The sequence below is a fragment of the Arthrobacter sp. ERGS1:01 genome (genome assembly GCF_001281315.1).
Taxonomy (GTDB): domain Bacteria; phylum Actinomycetota; class Actinomycetes; order Actinomycetales; family Micrococcaceae; genus Specibacter.
Window position 1 is genome coordinate 1324176 of the sequence record NZ_CP012479.1, and the last position, 15084, is coordinate 1339259.

Genomic DNA, 15084 nt, shown 5'->3' on the forward strand with positions numbered 1-15084 from the left:
TGCCGGTTGGGCGGGGAAACGGTCGGTGTCCGCCCAGGCGGCACTCCGGAGGCTAGGTCAAAGACGGATCCGACACATCCAGTCGATGGATGACCGGCTGGGTGGCCGAGGCGATGGCGGCGGCGAAGCCCGGGGGTGCCGGAACCCAGGCGATGTCCAGCCCGTGCAGCCCGCCCCGGCCGGGTGACTCGACGGTGGTGGCCCAACCGGCCGGCGCCCACGGGTCGAGCGGCGCCGGCAGCAGATGGAGGGTCCACGGGTCCACGGCCAGGCCGTGTCCGTTGACTTTCAGGGCGGCCTCCTTGGCCACCCACAGCCGAATCCGGGATTCTACGTCGGAATTTTCCAGCGTCCGCCGTTCCCCGGGGGACAGGGCATACCCATCAAAGCCGGCATGCAGTTCCCGGGGCACGGCCTCGAGGTCGGCCCCGAGGGGGTGCCCCGGCAAGCCGGCGGCAACCATGACGGTGCCGCCGGCTTTGGAAAGGCTCAGGCTGGTCCCGTCAATCATGGGTTTCCCATGTGGTCCGCCACAGCTGCGGCACTCGCGGTGCACGGCCAATCCGGCAGCCTTTGCCGGGTCGATACCCAGGGCCCGTGCGGCCATGAGGCGGAACAAGACATGGGCTCCGGCGTATCTGCGACCGTCGGCAGGGTTCCTGAATCGGTCGGCGGCGTCGAGCTCCGTGCGGGAGAGCAGTGCGCCGGCGCCGCCCCGGGCTGCGGCCCGGTCAAGGACATCCTGCGCTTTGGCGATGACAAAGTCGATGCCGGAGGTCTGGCCGCCACCGGTCAACGCTTGCTGATCCGCACATACTGCGAGATTGCCAAGGGGGCAAAGATCGCGATGATGGCCACACAGCACAACACGGCGTAGAGCAGTGCGTTGTCGGCCGGCCAGCCGCCGGGTGCGGCGAAGCCCTCGGGCGCGGCATTGCCGAACAACTTGCGCACGGCCGTGGCGACCGCCGTCACGGGATTCCACTGGGCAAAAGCCCGCAGGGGCCCGGGCATGGACTGGACCGAGACAAAGGCACCGGAAATAAACGTCACCGGGAACAACCAGATCAGGCCCAGGCTTTGCGCCACCTCCACACTGCGTGCCGTCAGGGCGATCACGGCGCCAACCCAGGAGACCGCAAAGGTGAACAGGAGCAGCAACCCCATCGCCACCAGGGCCGGGCCGGGGCCGTTGGTGATGCGCCAGCCAATCGCCAGACCACACAGGAGCGTCACGGCGATGGAGAGCAGGCTCGTCACCAGGTCGGCCGATGACCGTCCCAGGATGACGGCACCCCGTGACATGGGCAGGGAGCGGAACCTGTCGATCAACCCCAGCTGCAGGTCCTTGGCCAGGTAGACGGCCGTAAATGAGGCGTTGAACGTCAGGGTCTGGGCCAGGATGCCGCCGATCAGGAAAGTGCGGTAGGAGGCTCCGCCCAGGGTGCCGCCAAAGACGAACGCCAGCAGCAGGACAAACATGATGGGTTGGGCCACGCTGGTCACCATGGCGCCGGGGGTGCGGATGACGTTGCGCAGGTTGCGCCCGGCAACGACCGAACTGTCGCGGAGGGCCGCGGTGAGGGTGCTCATGTTTTCAGTACCTCGTGGTCCTGGTTCGCGCCGACGGCAGGAGAGTCGACGGCGGCGGGGGTGGTTGCGTCCCTGGCCCGCTGCCCGGTCAACTGCAAGAACACATCGTCGAGGGTGGGGCGGCGCAGGGCTGCCTCAACCACCCGCAATCCGGACAACTCAAGATCGCCCAGGGCCCTGACCAGCATGTGGTGGCCGTCCGGGGCGGCAACACTGATCTTGCGTGTCTGCCGGTCGATTTCCGGCACTGCCGAGGTGATCCGGGCCAGGATGGCCGCGGCACGGTCAACGCTTTCCGGCAGGGCCACGACGACGTCGATCCGTTCCGAGCCGACGCGGGACTTGAGTTCGTTGGCGGTGCCCTCGGCAATGACGCGCCCGGCATCGATCACCGCGATATTGTCGGCCAGCTGGTCGGCCTCCTCCAGGTACTGGGTGGTCAGCAGCACCGTGGTGCCGTTGCCAACCAGGGAGGAGATGACAGCCCAGGTGTCCAGCCGTCCCCGGGGATCCAGCCCGGTGGTGGGCTCATCGAGCACCACCACCCCGGGCCGGGCCACGATGGCCCCGGCCAGGTCCAGGCGGCGTCTCATGCCGCCGGAATAGGCGCCGGCCCGCTTGCCGGCAACGTCGGAGAGCCGGAACTCATCCAGCAGTTCCATGGCCCGTGCCGCCGAAGCCCTGCGGTTCATGCCATAGAGCCGGGCCACCATGACCAGGTTTTCGAACCCCGTGAGCTTTTCATCCACGGCGGCATACTGGCCTGACAGGCCAATGGAGCGCCGCACACTCTCGGGGTCCGTGCGGACATTGTGGCCGGCCACGCTCACCTCGCCGGCGTCCGGGGCCAGCAGGGTCGTCAAGACCCTGACGGTGGTGGTCTTGCCGGCCCGTTGGGGCCCAGGAGCCCCAGCACCTGCCCGGGAGCCACCTCCAGGCTCAGCTCATCGAGCGCGCGGAATTCGCCAAAGTTCTTGCACAGTCCACGGACACTGATCACTAGGAGGCCGCAAGTTCGGCCACCGTGCGCGGGGTCATGTCCGTCCAGCTGCGCGAGACAAAGTCCAGGCACTCCTGCCGGCCGGCCGGGCCGTACATGACCATCCAGCCGTTTGGAACATCGGCGAAGGTGGGCCACAGCGAATGTTGCTGCAGGTCATTGACCAATACGCGGAAGGTTGCGTTCATGTCATCAAATGGGTTCGTCACGTAAATTCCCTCAGATTCCTTGCTGGATTGCTTCTGCCAACGGAGGGAGCCGGGACGGGATCGAAACAACCGTGCCGGGTCCCCACCGCTAGTAGCTATTCGGTGCCCTGGCCCAACCGGATTGCCAGGACAGGCAGGATGTGGGCCAAGGCACGTTCGCCGAGCATGTCCGAATGCCGGGCCGGCACGGGCGTGTCGTGGATCCGGCCACTCACGAAAGGCTTCCAGGACGCGGATCCCGGCGCCCCGTCGGGGACGTCCTCGGTGGCCCGGAAAACGTGCAGATCGCCGTCGAACCGTTGCACCGTGGCCTCCCGGATCATGCGGGCCAGGGCGGAGAAATTCTCCACCATGGCGTTGAGGGATGCCACCGGAATACTGCCCAGGGCGTTGTGGTTCTCCCGGAGCACCGCCAGGACCCGGGTGCCGTCCAGGCCTTCCTCCTCGCCCTCCGGCACGGGGAAGCCGGCCGCGTGCAGGTAGTTCCGCCACAACGCAGGACCCGTGCCAATGTCGGCATTGGATTCCTGCCGCGTCGGGAAGGCATCCAGGATGCCCAGGAATGCGACCTCGTGGCCCAATTCCTGGAGCCGTGTGGCGAGGCGTTGCACCAGATTGCCGCCAAAGGACCAGCCGATCAGGTGGTAGGGGCCCTCCGGCTGTACCTGGCGCACTTGGGCGATGTAGTCGTCGGCAAGCTCCGTGAGTGTGTGGGAACGGAGCCCGCCATCACGGCCCGGAAGCATGCCCGGCATCTGCAGGCCGATCAGCGGCCGCTCCTTGTCCAGGTGCCGCAACAGGGCCGCGAAGCCCCAACTGACGCCGGTGGCGGGGTGGACCGCAAAGAGCGGGGCCTTGCTTCCCGTACTGCGCAGCGGCAGCAGCTGCCGCAGGCTGTCGGCCACGTTTTCCGCGGCCCCCTTGGACGCCTCGGCCAGCAGTTGCTCCACGCTCGGGGAGCGGAACAGCGCCTGGACGGGCAGCTCGGTGCCCAGCGCATCGTTGATCTGGCCGACCAGGGGTTGGGCCAGGAAGGAATGTCCGCCGAGTTCGAAGAACGACTCGTCAACGCCGACCCGGGGCAGATCCAGCACCTGCGCAAAGATCGCCGCAACGGTCTCCTCCCGCGGAGTCCTGGGCGCGAGGCCGGCCCGGTGGGGCTGACCGGCCGGATCGGGGAGTGCCGCACCATCGACCTTGCCGTTGCGGGTCAGGGGGATGCGGTCCACCACCACGACGACGGCCGGGACCATGTAGCCGGGCAGCACCCGGCGCAGTGCGGCGCGGGCCTGCTCCGGGAGGTCCGTGGCATCCGCCGGCGAAGTGCCGGGGGTCGGCTCCGGCACCACATAGGCCAGCAGGCGGGCGGTGCCCGGAACGGCCGAGTTCATGGCAGTGTTACGGACCAGGGCGACGGCGGCGGCAACGCCGGGCACGGCACGCAGCGCGCGTTCCACTTCGCCGAGCTCCACCCGAAAACCGCGGATCTTCACCTGCTGGTCATTGCGGCCGTGGAAAAGCAACTCGCCGGCGGCACTCCTGGTGGCGAGGTCGCCGGTGCGGTACATGCGCCGGCCGGGCGCGCCGAACGGGTCCGCGACGAATCGTTCGCTCGTCAGCCCGGTCCGGCCCCGGTAGCCCCGGGCCAGCTGGGCCCCGGCCAGGTAGAGTTCGCCCCGGACCCCGGCCGGCACGTGCTGCAGGGAAGCGTCCAGGACGTAGGCGTGTGAATTGCGGGTGGGGGAGCCGAGGACCGGGTATCCGGTGCCGGCCACGGGCGCAAGCAGCGAATCGACCGTGGCTTCCGTGGGGCCGTAAAGGTTCCAGGCCCGGACCGAGTCGAGTGCGGACAGCTCTTCCCACAGGGCGGCGTCGAACGCCTCCCCGCCCAAGGCCAGGCGAAGGGCGGGACCTTCGGACGCGTCCCGTTCCCTTAGCATCGTCGAAAACGCCGGTTCTGCCAGCAGCTGGCGCACATACCCGGGCGTGGTCTCCCAGGCCCCGATGCCGTGCTCGGCGAAGTACAGTGCGAGCCGTTGGGGATCCAATCGGACCTCGTCGGTGATGAGGTGGAGTTCATGGCCGTCCACCATCCACAACATCGGGTCCCAGGAGGCGTCAAAGCCGACGCCTGTCGTGTGAGCCACCCGCACCGGCCCCCGGGCGGTCCGCTCGGCGGCGTCGGGAAACAGGGTGTCCCGGTGCGAGGCCAGCAAATTGGCCAGGGCACCGTGGCTGATTTCCACGCCCTTGGGCCGGCCCGTGGAACCGGAGGTGAACATGACGTAGGCCAGCTGCGAAGCCGCCGGTTCAGCGAGGACCGCGGGTGCGGCGGCGGGAAGGGCCTCGGTAAGGAGCCGTTCGGCGCCGGCAAGTCCGGCCGCGGCCAGGCTGGCGTTGAGGGCCGATTCCAGGGCGGCCGTGGTGACGATGGCACCGGGGCGGGCGTCTTCCAGGATGGCCGTCACCCGCTCTGCTGGGTAGTCGGCGTCAATGGGGTTGTAGATGGCACCGGCCCGGAGCACGCCCAGGGCTGCCACGACAGTGTCAACGGACCGCGGCAGGTACACCGAGACGAGGTCACCGGCCGCGATGCCCCGGTCGCGGAGTGCGCCGGCCAAATGGGTGGCGGCGGCGTCGAGGGCCGCGAAGGTCAACGATTGCCCGCCGCAGACCACGGCGGTGTTCTCCGGAGCCTTGGCGACGGTCTCGGCAAAGACGTCCAGAACTCCCTTGGCCGCGGGGTGGTCGGCACCGGCCGTGGCGGCGCTCAGGGACTCGATTTCGCCGGGCGAAAGGATTGCCAGGCGGGCGAGGGGGCTGTCGGGAGACTGCACGGCCAGGCGGACGAACGTCTCGAAGCGCTCGACGAGGGTGGTGATCGCCTCGCCGCTGAACATGGCGGCGTTGTATGCCAAGGTGCCTGCCAGGCCCTGGCCGGATCCCAGTTCGCGGAAGGTGAAGGACAAATCGAACTTCGCCTCGCCGGTGGGTGTCTCCGGTTCGGGCAGGGCTTGCACGCCGGGAAGTTCGACGGCGGCGCGCACCGCGGTTTCCACGGCCAGCATGGTCTGGAAGAGCGGGTGCCGGCCCAATTCGCGGGGCGGGTTCAGGGCCTCCACGAGCCGTTCAAAGGGCACGTCGTCGTTGTCGAAGGCGTCAAGGACGCTGCGCCGTGCCGTGCCGATCAGCTCCCGGAAAGTCGGGTTGCCGGAGGCGTCCAGGCGGATGGGTACGGTGTTGACGAAGAACCCGATCAGCTCCGTCAGGGCCGGGTCGCTCCGACCGGCCGTCGGGGAGCCGATCACCAGGTCGTTTCCGGCCCCCATCCGGGAGAGGAAGCCGCCCAGTGCGGCGTGCAACGCCATAAAGAGGCTGGCGCTTTGTGCCCCGGCCAGGCCGGCGAGGGCTGAGGTCGTCTCCGCGCCAAGGGTGAAGACCTGGTGGCCGCCGGGCTGGCGTGCGCCCGCCGCGCGGGGACCGGCATCGGGCAACGCCAGCTCGGGGGGCGCCCCGGCCAGTGCATCCTTCCAGCTGCGCAACTTGGCGTCCAGGGCCGGTTCGACCGCGGCTGCGGGGTCACTGGAAACGTGTCCGCCGGCTATCGGCGGGCCTTCCAGCACGTGTCGCTGCCACAGGGCGAAGTCGGCATATTGCAGGCCCAAGGGTCGCTGAAGGGGGCTGGCCCCGCAACAACGCGCCGAGTAGGCGGTAGAAATGTCCCGGGCCAGGGGTGCCAGGGAGGCGCCGTCACTGGCAATGTGGTGGATGACCAGCTGCAGCACCCATTCGTCGTCGTCGATCCCAATCAGGGTGGCCCTTAACGGGAGGTCATGCGCCACGTCAAAGCCGCGGGTGGCCCCTTCGGTGAGCAGGCCGTGCACTTCACCCTGGTTGCCGATTTCCTTGAACTCAAGCAGTCCGGTGGCAGTGGTTGCCGGGTGGACCAGCTGTTCGGGGGTTCCGTCGGTGGCGGGGTAGCTGGTGCGCAGGACTTCATGGCGCGCCACCAGGTCATCGAGGGCCTGGGCGAGTGCTTCCGTGTTCAGGTCCCCGGTAAGGCGGACGGCAAGGGCGATGTTGTAGTCGGCGGAGCCCGGGTCCAGCTGGTTCAGGAACCATAGCCGCGACTGGGCGTAGGAGAGCGGGATCGTGTCGGGGCGGGTTGCCTGGGTGGCTTTCAGCCAGGCGTCCACGGACGGCCCGGGCGTCGGGCCGGTTCCGCCGGCGTCACTGTCGGGGCCGGTGGTCAGGCTCGCCAGCAGCGCCGACGGCGTGGGGAACTCGAAGATGGTGCGCAGCTGCAGGTCAATGCCGAGAGCCTCGCGGACGGCGGCGAGAAGGGCGACGGCCAGCAGGGAGTGGCCTCCCAGGTCGAAGAAGTTGTCGTCCAGCCCCACGTTGTCGACGCCGAGTACGGTGCCGAAGGCGGCGCACATCTTTTCTTCCCGGACCGTGGCCGGAGCCCGGGATCCCGGGCTGGTGGCGGCCGCGGCGGGCAGTGCGCGCCTGTCCAGTTTTCCGTGCGAGGTCAGCGGGATTCCGGCCAAAACGACAAGGGCCTTGGGCATCATGTAGTCGGGCAGGTGCCCGGCAGCAAAGCCGAGCAGTTCCTCGGGGTCCGCCGTGCCGACGAAGTAGCCGATGATGCGCCCCGCGGGGCCGTCCTCCACGATGACTGCGGCGTGGCTGACCTGGTCGTGGCGGGTCAGGACGCTCTCAATCTCGCCGGGTTCCACCCGGAAGCCACGGATCTTGAGCTGGTCGTCGGCACGGGAAACAAATTGCAGCTCGCCGCCGGTCAGCCGCCGGACCAGGTCGCCGGTGCGGTACATCCTGGCGCCTTCCCGGTAGGGGTTGGCAACGAAGCGGCCGGCCGTTTCGGCGGCACGGTTGACATAGCCGGTGGCCATCCCGGCCCCGGCAAGGTACAGCTCCCCGGTGACACCGTGCGGTGCCGGGGCCAGGAAGTCGTCCAGGACGTAGCTTTCGACATTGCGCACGGCGCGGCCGATGGTGGGAACGGTGCCGCTGATGCGGGTGAGCACCGAGTCCACGGTGAATTCGGTGGGTCCATAGAAGTTGTAGGCGGTGACCTTGTCACTGCCGGCCAGTTCCCGCCACAGCCCGGACGGCACGCTTTCACCGCCCAGGGCCAGCACCAGCGGCGTGGTCCGGGGGTCGTCCAACAGGCCCGTCTGGAGCAGGACGGCGATGTAGGACGGCGTGGTTTCCAGTACCGAGATGGCGTTGCTTGTGCAAAACTCCACGAGGGCCTGGGCGTCCGTGCGGATGTCATCGGCAACCATGTGCAAGGTGGCGCCGGCCACAAGCCACAGCATCGGGTCCCAGGCGGCGTCGAATCCCAGCCCCGTGACGTGCGCCACCGCCGTCTCCGCCCCGTCCCCGTGCCCGAACGTCTCGGCGACGATGGTGGATCGATGGTGCAGGAACAAGTTGGCCAGGGCGCCATGGGTGACGGCCACCCCCTTGGGAGTGCCGGTGGAGCCGGAGGTGTAGATCACGTAGGCCGGGTCCTCGGGGGTGATGCCGGCCAGTTCCGCCAGGGCAGGACCTTGTGCCCCGGCTGCCCGCAGTTCGGCCAGGTTCTCGGCGGCAATGATCAGCCGCGGGGCGCTGTCGTCCAGGATCAGGCCAATCCGTTCGGACGGGTAGCTGAGGTCCACGGGGATATAGACGGCGCCGGCGCGCAGCACGGCCAGGGCAGCGCACACCACGTCGTTGCCGCGGGGGAGTGCGACGGCGACATGGTCGCCGCGTCCAATCCCGGAGGCTGCCAGGCCCGCGGCCAAAAGTTCGACGTCGGTGGCCAATTCGGCAAAGGTCAACGTGGCGGTTCCGTCGCTCACCGCGGTGCGGCCCGGGTGGCGTGTCGCGGTGGCCGCGAATTCGGCCGGCACCGTGGCCGGGCCGTTCTCCGCCACGGGGCCGCTGCCGAGCTCGCGGGTTTGCGTCGACTCCTGTGGGGTGGTCACCCGCAGCCGCGACAAAGGTGTGTGGGGGTTGGCGGCGATCTGTTCGACCAGGTGGCCGAACCTGGCGGCGATCAGGGCCGCCGTTGCCGGTTCAAAGAGGGCCGGGTCGAATCCGAGCGAGCCGGTGATCCCGGAACCGGGTCCTTCCTCGGTCAGGTCCAGGAGGAGGTCGAACTTGGCCCCTCCGGGTTCGGCGGTCCGGTCGGCAACAGCATCCAGGCCGGCCATGGAGAGCTGTTCGGGGCAGCGGTGGCGAGGGTGAGCATGACCTGGAAGAGGGGGTGGCGCTGTTGGGAGCGGGTGGGGTTGAGTTCCTCCACGACCCGTTCGAACGGTGCGTCCTGGTTGGCGTACGCGCGCAGGTTGGTGAACCTGACGGCGTCCAGGAGTTCCGCAGCGGTGGGGTTGTTCGAGGTGTTGGTGCGCAGCACCACGGTGTTGACGAAGAATCCGACCAGTTCGTCCAGTGCGGTATCCGGCCGCCCGGCCACCGGGGTGCCCACGGGAATGTCGGTGCCGGCCCCCAATTTGGTCAGCAGCGCCGCAAAGGCGGCCTGGAACACCATGAAAAGGCTGGCATTGTGGTCGCGGGCCAGGGCCGTGAGCCGCTCATGGGTGGCGCCGTCGATCCTCACGGGGACGGCGGCACTGGCCCATTGGCCCGTCCGGGTTCCGCGGGCGTGGTCGAATGGCAGGGCGAGTTCTTCGGGTGAGCCGTCCAGCTCGGCCTTCCAGAAGGCCAGCTGGCGGGCGATGGGGCTTTGGGGGTCGTCCTCACTGCCGAGTTCCGCACGCTGCCAGAGCGAGTAGTCGGCGTACTGCACCGGCAGGGGGGTGAAATCCGGGTGGGTGTTGCCGGCCCGGGCGGAGTAGGCCGTGGACAAATCCCGGGCCAGCGGGGCCAGCGACCAGCCGTCGGCGGCGATGTGGTGCAGGGTCAGCAACAGCACATGGTCCCGGGGCTCCAGTTGGAACAGCGCGGCACGCAGGGGGAGCTCGGTGGTGAGGTCGAAGCCGCGGGACGATGCGGTCCGCACCGCGTGGTCCAGGTGTTCGCGGGTTGTCTGGACGGCGGCGAGCGGCACTGCGGCGCCGGCCGGAGCCAGGATGCGTTGTTCGGGTTCGCCGTCGTTGAATGCGAAGACGGTGCGCAGGCTTTCGTGGCGTGCCACGACGTCATTGATGGCCCGCCCCAGGGCGTCCACGTCCAGCGGGCCGGTGAGGGTGAGCGCAACCGGGATGTTGTAGGCGCCGGAGGAGGGATCGAAGCGGTTCAGGAACCAAAGGCGGCGCTGGGCATGGGAAAGCGGCAGCGGGCTGGGCCGGCCCTGGCGGGTCAGGGGACGGGAGTGCGGTGCCGGCGTGTCGAGAGTCGCGGCGATGCCGGCCACCGTGGGCGATTCAAACACGGTGCGCAGGGTGGGAGCGGATCCGAGCTTTGCCCTGAGTACTGCCACCAAACGGGTTGCCAGCAGGGAATGGCCACCCAGTTCAAAGAAGTCGTCGTCACGGCCCACGCCGTCCAGTCCCAGCACTTCCGCGAACGCGTCCGCCACGGCGCGGTCGGCGTCGTTGTGCGGTGCCGTCGTGGCGCCGGCGGTCTCCGGTTCCGGAAGCGCCTTGGTATCGAGCTTGCCGTTGGGCGTCAGTGGGATCCGGGGGAGGTGCACGATGGTGGAGGGGACCATGTAGTCCGGCAGGCGGTGGCGCAGGCTCGCGCGGAGCACGGCAGTGTCCAGCCCGTCGGGTCCGGTGATGTAGGCCAGCAACTGGTCATAGCCGGCACGGTTCTTGGTCACGACCACGACGGCGTGCTCGACGCCGTCGGTGGCGCACAGGACTGCTTCGATCTCGGCCGGTTCGATCCGGAATCCGCGGATCTTGACCTGCTGGTCGATCCGGCCGAGAAATTCCACGCCGGTGGAGGCCAGACGCCGCACGACGTCTCCGGTGCGGTACATGCGGGAGCCGTCGGAGGCGAAGGGGTCGGCGATGAATCGTTCGGAGCTGAGTTCGGGTTGGTCGAGATAGCCCCGGGCCACGTTGTGCCCTGCCACGTAGAGTTCGCCGATGGCGTTGCCCGGCACGGGATTCAGGCCGGAGTCCAGGATGTAGTGACGGCTGTTGGCCACCGAGGAACCCAGGTGCGGTGTGGAACCGGGCTCCATGATCGCCGTCATGCTGTCAACGGTGGTCTCGGTGGGGCCGTAAAAGTTGTAGGCCGTGACGCCCCGGGCCTGGGCCAGCTGTCCCCACAAGGCCGGGTCGACGGCCTCGCCTCCCAGCGCCACCACCGACGGGTGGGTCGCGGCGTCGAACAATCCCTCGGCCAGGAGGACCTTGGCAAAGGACGGTGTGGTCTCGATGCTGTCGATCCGTTCCTCAACCAGGTACGCGGCCAGCGCGTGCGGGTCCCGCCGGGTGAGGTCGTCGACCAGGTGGAGCTCATGACCGGCAATGAGCCACAGGATCGGGTCCCAGGACGCGTCGAAAGAGAGCCCGGCTGTATGGGCGACCCGCAGGATACGCCCCAACCTGGCTTCGGCCGGGCGGAAGATGTCCTCGCGATGGGAGGCATACAGGTTCAACAGGGCGCGGTGTTCCACCCCGACAGCCTTGGGCCGGCCCGTTGAGCCCGAGGTGAAGATGATGTACGCGAGGTCGTGCTGGCCGGCCGCCACGGTGTCCGGCCGGTGCTGGGGGAGAGCGGCCAGCGTTGCCGCCAGCTGGTCCGCGTCGAGGACCAGCTCCGGTGACGGACTGGCCAGGTGTTGGGGGGACTGCGGGTCGCTGAATTCGGCCGAGGTCAGCAGGAACAGGGGTTCGGCGTCTTCGAGCATGCCCCGTACCCGCCCCTCGGGGTAGTCCGGGTCGATGGGGACGTAGGCGGCCCCCGATTTCAAGATGCCAAGGATGGCCACGGCCAGCAGGGTGCTCCGTCCCAGGCGGACGGCCACGGTGGTGCCGGCCCGGGCGCCGCGGGCGCGCAGGTAGTGCGCCAGTTGGTTGGACTGGTGGTCAAGTTCGGCGAAGCTGAGGTGGCCGTCCCCTGCCACGACGGCGCGGGCGTGGGGTGTTGCGGCAGCATGTGCCTCGAATTCTTCGGCGACCGTATGGCACGGCAGGGTCAGGGGTTCCGCTCCGCCCATGGCCAGTAATGACTGTTCCTCTTCCGGCGTGGTGACGGTAAGTGCCGCGACGGTGGTTTCCCCGGCGGTGGTGATTTGTCCCAGTAACCGGGTGAAGCGGTGCAGGTGGTCCCGGACGGCGTTGCTGCCGTACAGGGCTGCGTTGGCCTCGAACTGGATGGTCACGGGGTTTGCGTCCCGGGTGGTCCGGCCCTGCGCCAAGCCGTGGACGACGATCGAGAGATCGTCGATCGGGCCGGTGGAGAGCACGTTCATGGTCCCGGGGGATGCGCCAAAGTTAAGGCCGTCAACAATGGGCAGGATGTTTACGGAGGGTCCCATGTAGCCCGGGCGTGCGGCAAGGTCCTCCTGGCGGAACCGCTGGTGGATCAAGGCGTTGCGCAGTGCCCCGCCGGCGTTCATGGCAGTATCTGAGAGCGTGTCCTCGGGTGTGAGGTCAAGGCGGATCGGGACCACATTGGACAGCATGGACGGGACGGACTTCGCCAGGGCGCCCCGGCGGGCCGTGACGGGCAGGGCGAGGGTGATGTGCCGCTCGACCGTCATCTTGTGCAGGTAGAGGGCTGCGGCGGCGACGACGACGGCCGGGGCGCTGGCCGCGCCGTCGGCCAGCCCGTCCACAACCTCCGGGGGGAGTGCGGCAGAGACGCGCAGCAGTGCCGAGGCATTGCGGGTGGGGCGCCCGGCCAGGCCGGCATGCGTTTCTTCCGAAGTTCGCTCCCAATAGGCTTTGTCGGCCTCGGCATGCGTGGAGCCCAAATATTCGGCCTCCTCTTCCAACAGCGCATCCAGCGACGGAAAAGGCGTGCAGGCCCCCGTGCGGGCCTCTGTGTCGGAGGAGGGGGCCAACATCTCGTTGTACAGCGTGGCAACCCGCTTGAGCACCAGGACTGCGGAGTAGCCGTCCAGCATCAGGTGATGGACGCGTTGGTAGAAGAAGTGCCGGTGGCCATCGAGCTGGAACAATTCCACCCGCAAGAGTGGCTCCGCGGCTACGTCGCGCGCCGTGGCGAGATCCCGATCCATGACTCCCCGCACATGTGCCTCGGCGGCACCGGATTCGCCCTGAAATCCGCGCATGTCAGTCACGATCAATTCCACCGCCGACGGCGCGGTCACCTGGTGGGGGCCGTCGTCGTCTTCGGCAAAGCGCACATTCAGGACATCCGTTTCCGCAATGGCCTTCCGGACGGCCTGCCCCAGCAGCACGGCGTCAACAGCGCCGGCAATGTCCACGAATTGCGCAATCTGGTACATCGGGTTGCCCGGGTCCAGCTTTTGGGCGTACCAAATGCCACGCTGTGCGGTGGTCAGGGCACGGTGGGTGCCGGTGGCGGACGAAGACAGTGGATGAGTGTGCTGGGGCATGGTCCTTCTCACGATGGCGGTGGTCCGGCGATGCGCCGGGGAATGCTGCGGGAGGGTGCCGTTACTGGAATTGGCCCAACTGGAAGGGGCCGAACGGGATCGATACCAACGGGCCGTTGATCAGGGGTGAGCCAAGGACCGGACCCGAGATGAGGGAGCCGTTGAGGAAGGAGCCATTGAGGAAGGACGGGCCTGCCGCCTGGGTTGTTGGGGCTGCGGAGCCGGTGGTGGTTGCTGCGCTCGCAGGCGCTGCTCCGAAGGCGAGTGCGCCGAGGACCACGCCGGCGGCCATGGTGAGGGTTCCGAAGTTTTTCATTGACTTGTGCATCGTTAATCTCCTGGTGTTGTCGTCATGTTTCCTTCGCTGCGGGCGTTAAGCGGCAGGGCAGCGTCATGAGGACATTCGGAGCCGGCGCGGTTTTGGATGGGAGGGGTCACTTGCGCTTTTCCACCGGTGCGGGCCGGAACCCGCCGGTCACGCTCACAGCGGTGGGTACCGGCACATGCCGCCGGGGTTTCCTAGCGGGCGCCCAGAAGGTGTTCGATGAAGAGTTGCTGGAGCTTCACGAAGCCGAAGCCCTTGCCGCCAAAGTAGGCGTCGGCGTCGAAGTCCTCGTAAGCGGATTTGTCGGTGCGCAGTGATTCCCAGCCTTCGCCCGGACTCAGGGTGGGGACGTTGATCTCAGCAACGCGGGAGGCGGCCAGCGCAGCCTGCACCTCGGGATCGGCACGGAAGGCCTGGGCGCGCTCCTTCAGCAGCAGGTAGGTGCGCATGTTGGCCGCCGCCGAGTCCCACACTCCGTTGATGTCCTCGGTGCGTGAGGGCTTGTAGTCGAAGTGGCGGGGGCCGGTGTAGGTGGGGCCTCCGTTGGGGCCGCCGTTTTCCAGTAGGTCCACCAGGGAGAAGGCGTTCTGCAGGTCGCCGTGGCCAAATACCAGGTCCTGGTCGAACTTAATGCCGCGCTGGCCGTTGAGGTCCATGTGGAAAAGCTTCCCCTGGTACAGGGCTTGGGCGATGCCGTGGGTGAAGTTCAGCCCCGACATCTGCTCGTGGCCGGTCTCCGGGTTGATGCCCACCATCTCGGGACGGTCCAGGGTCTCGATAAACGCAAGGGCGTGGCCAAGTGTGGGCAGCAGGATGTCCCCGCGCGGTTCGTTCGGTTTCGGTTCGATCGCGAAGCGGAGGGCGTAACCCTTGTCGGTGACGTAGTCGGTGAGCAGGTTCACTGCTTCGCGGTAGCGTTCCAGCGCTCCGCGGATGTCTTTGGCGGCGTCGTATTCGGCGCCTTCCCGGCCGCCCCACATGACAAAGGTTTCGGCACCGAGCTCGGCAGCCAGATCGAGGTTGTCGATGACTTTGCGCAGGGCGAAGCGGCGCACGCCCCGGTCATTGCTCGTGAAGCCGCCGTCCTTGAAGACGGGGTGGGTGAACAGATTGGTCGTGATCATGGGCACGACCATGCCCGTGGCGTCGAGGGCGCCCTTGAGCCGGTCGATCTCCTGCCGGCGTTGCACGGCAGTGGCGTCGAAGGGGAACAAATCGTTGTCGTGGAACGTCAGCCCATAGGCGCCCAGTTCGCTGAGCTTGTTCACCGCGACCACGGTATCCAGTGGTGGGCGGGTGGATGAACCAAACGGGTCCTGCGCCTGCCATCCCACAGTCCAGAGGCCGAAGGAAAATTTGTCCTCACGGGTGGGTTCCAGTGCCATGTCAGATCTCCAATGAAGTGGTGGCCGTCACGTATAATAAGTTCTGTAATCAAACATAT

The 15084-nt window shown here is 67.9% G+C and carries 8 protein-coding genes; all 8 read right to left on the reverse strand.

The window, feature by feature from the left end; all coding sequences use genetic code 11:
- Positions 1-52 precede the first annotated feature (52 nt).
- Positions 53-796, reverse strand: coding sequence for a 4'-phosphopantetheinyl transferase family protein (locus AL755_RS09845; protein ID WP_054010853.1), 744 nt, complete (start codon positions 794-796; stop codon positions 53-55).
- Positions 793-1593: an ABC transporter permease gene (locus AL755_RS09850; RefSeq protein ID WP_054010854.1), complete on the reverse strand. Its 801-nt coding sequence runs from the start codon at positions 1591-1593 to the stop codon at positions 793-795. The genes AL755_RS09845 and AL755_RS09850 overlap by 4 nt, the downstream gene beginning before the upstream one ends.
- Entirely contained in the window at positions 1590-2456 is an 867-nt protein-coding gene (locus AL755_RS09855) for an ATP-binding cassette domain-containing protein (RefSeq protein ID WP_237762652.1), read from the reverse strand. The genes AL755_RS09850 and AL755_RS09855 overlap by 4 nt, the downstream gene beginning before the upstream one ends.
- 136 nt (positions 2457-2592) lie before the next feature.
- On the reverse strand, positions 2593-2802 hold the full coding sequence (locus AL755_RS09860) for an MbtH family protein (RefSeq protein WP_082369063.1): 210 nt from the start codon (positions 2800-2802) through the stop codon (positions 2593-2595).
- A 95-nt stretch (positions 2803-2897) separates the two neighbouring features.
- Positions 2898-9026 carry an amino acid adenylation domain-containing protein gene (locus AL755_RS24005; RefSeq protein WP_054010855.1) on the reverse strand — a complete coding sequence of 2043 codons (6129 nt, stop codon included), beginning with the start codon at positions 9024-9026 and terminating at the stop codon, positions 2898-2900.
- Complete coding sequence (locus AL755_RS24010) at positions 8951-13315, reverse strand: non-ribosomal peptide synthetase (protein ID WP_054010856.1); 4365 nt, start codon at positions 13313-13315, stop codon at positions 8951-8953. The genes AL755_RS24005 and AL755_RS24010 overlap by 76 nt, the downstream gene beginning before the upstream one ends.
- Before the next feature lie 61 nt (positions 13316-13376).
- Positions 13377-13631, reverse strand: coding sequence for a hypothetical protein (locus AL755_RS09875; RefSeq protein WP_150117087.1), 255 nt, complete (start codon positions 13629-13631; stop codon positions 13377-13379).
- Positions 13632-13834: 203 nt separating this feature from the next.
- Positions 13835-15025, reverse strand: a complete 1191-nt coding sequence (gene xylA / locus AL755_RS09880) for a xylose isomerase (RefSeq protein WP_054010858.1) — start codon at positions 15023-15025, stop codon at positions 13835-13837.
- Positions 15026-15084: the final 59 nt, after the last annotated feature.

Coding starts and splice junctions, on each gene's coding strand:
- AL755_RS09850 (WP_054010854.1), bottom strand. CDS start 1,593: ATGAGCACCCTCACCGCGGCCCTCCGCGACAGTTCGGTCGTTGCCGGG.
- AL755_RS24005 (WP_054010855.1), bottom strand. CDS start 9,026: ATGGCCGGCCTGGATGCTGTTGCCGACCGGACCGCCGAACCCGGAGGG.
- AL755_RS24010 (WP_054010856.1), bottom strand. CDS start 13,315: ATGCCCCAGCACACTCATCCACTGTCTTCGTCCGCCACCGGCACCCAC.
- AL755_RS09875 (WP_150117087.1), bottom strand. CDS start 13,631: ATGAAAAACTTCGGAACCCTCACCATGGCCGCCGGCGTGGTCCTCGGC.
- xylA (WP_054010858.1), bottom strand. CDS start 15,025: ATGGCACTGGAACCCACCCGTGAGGACAAATTTTCCTTCGGCCTCTGG.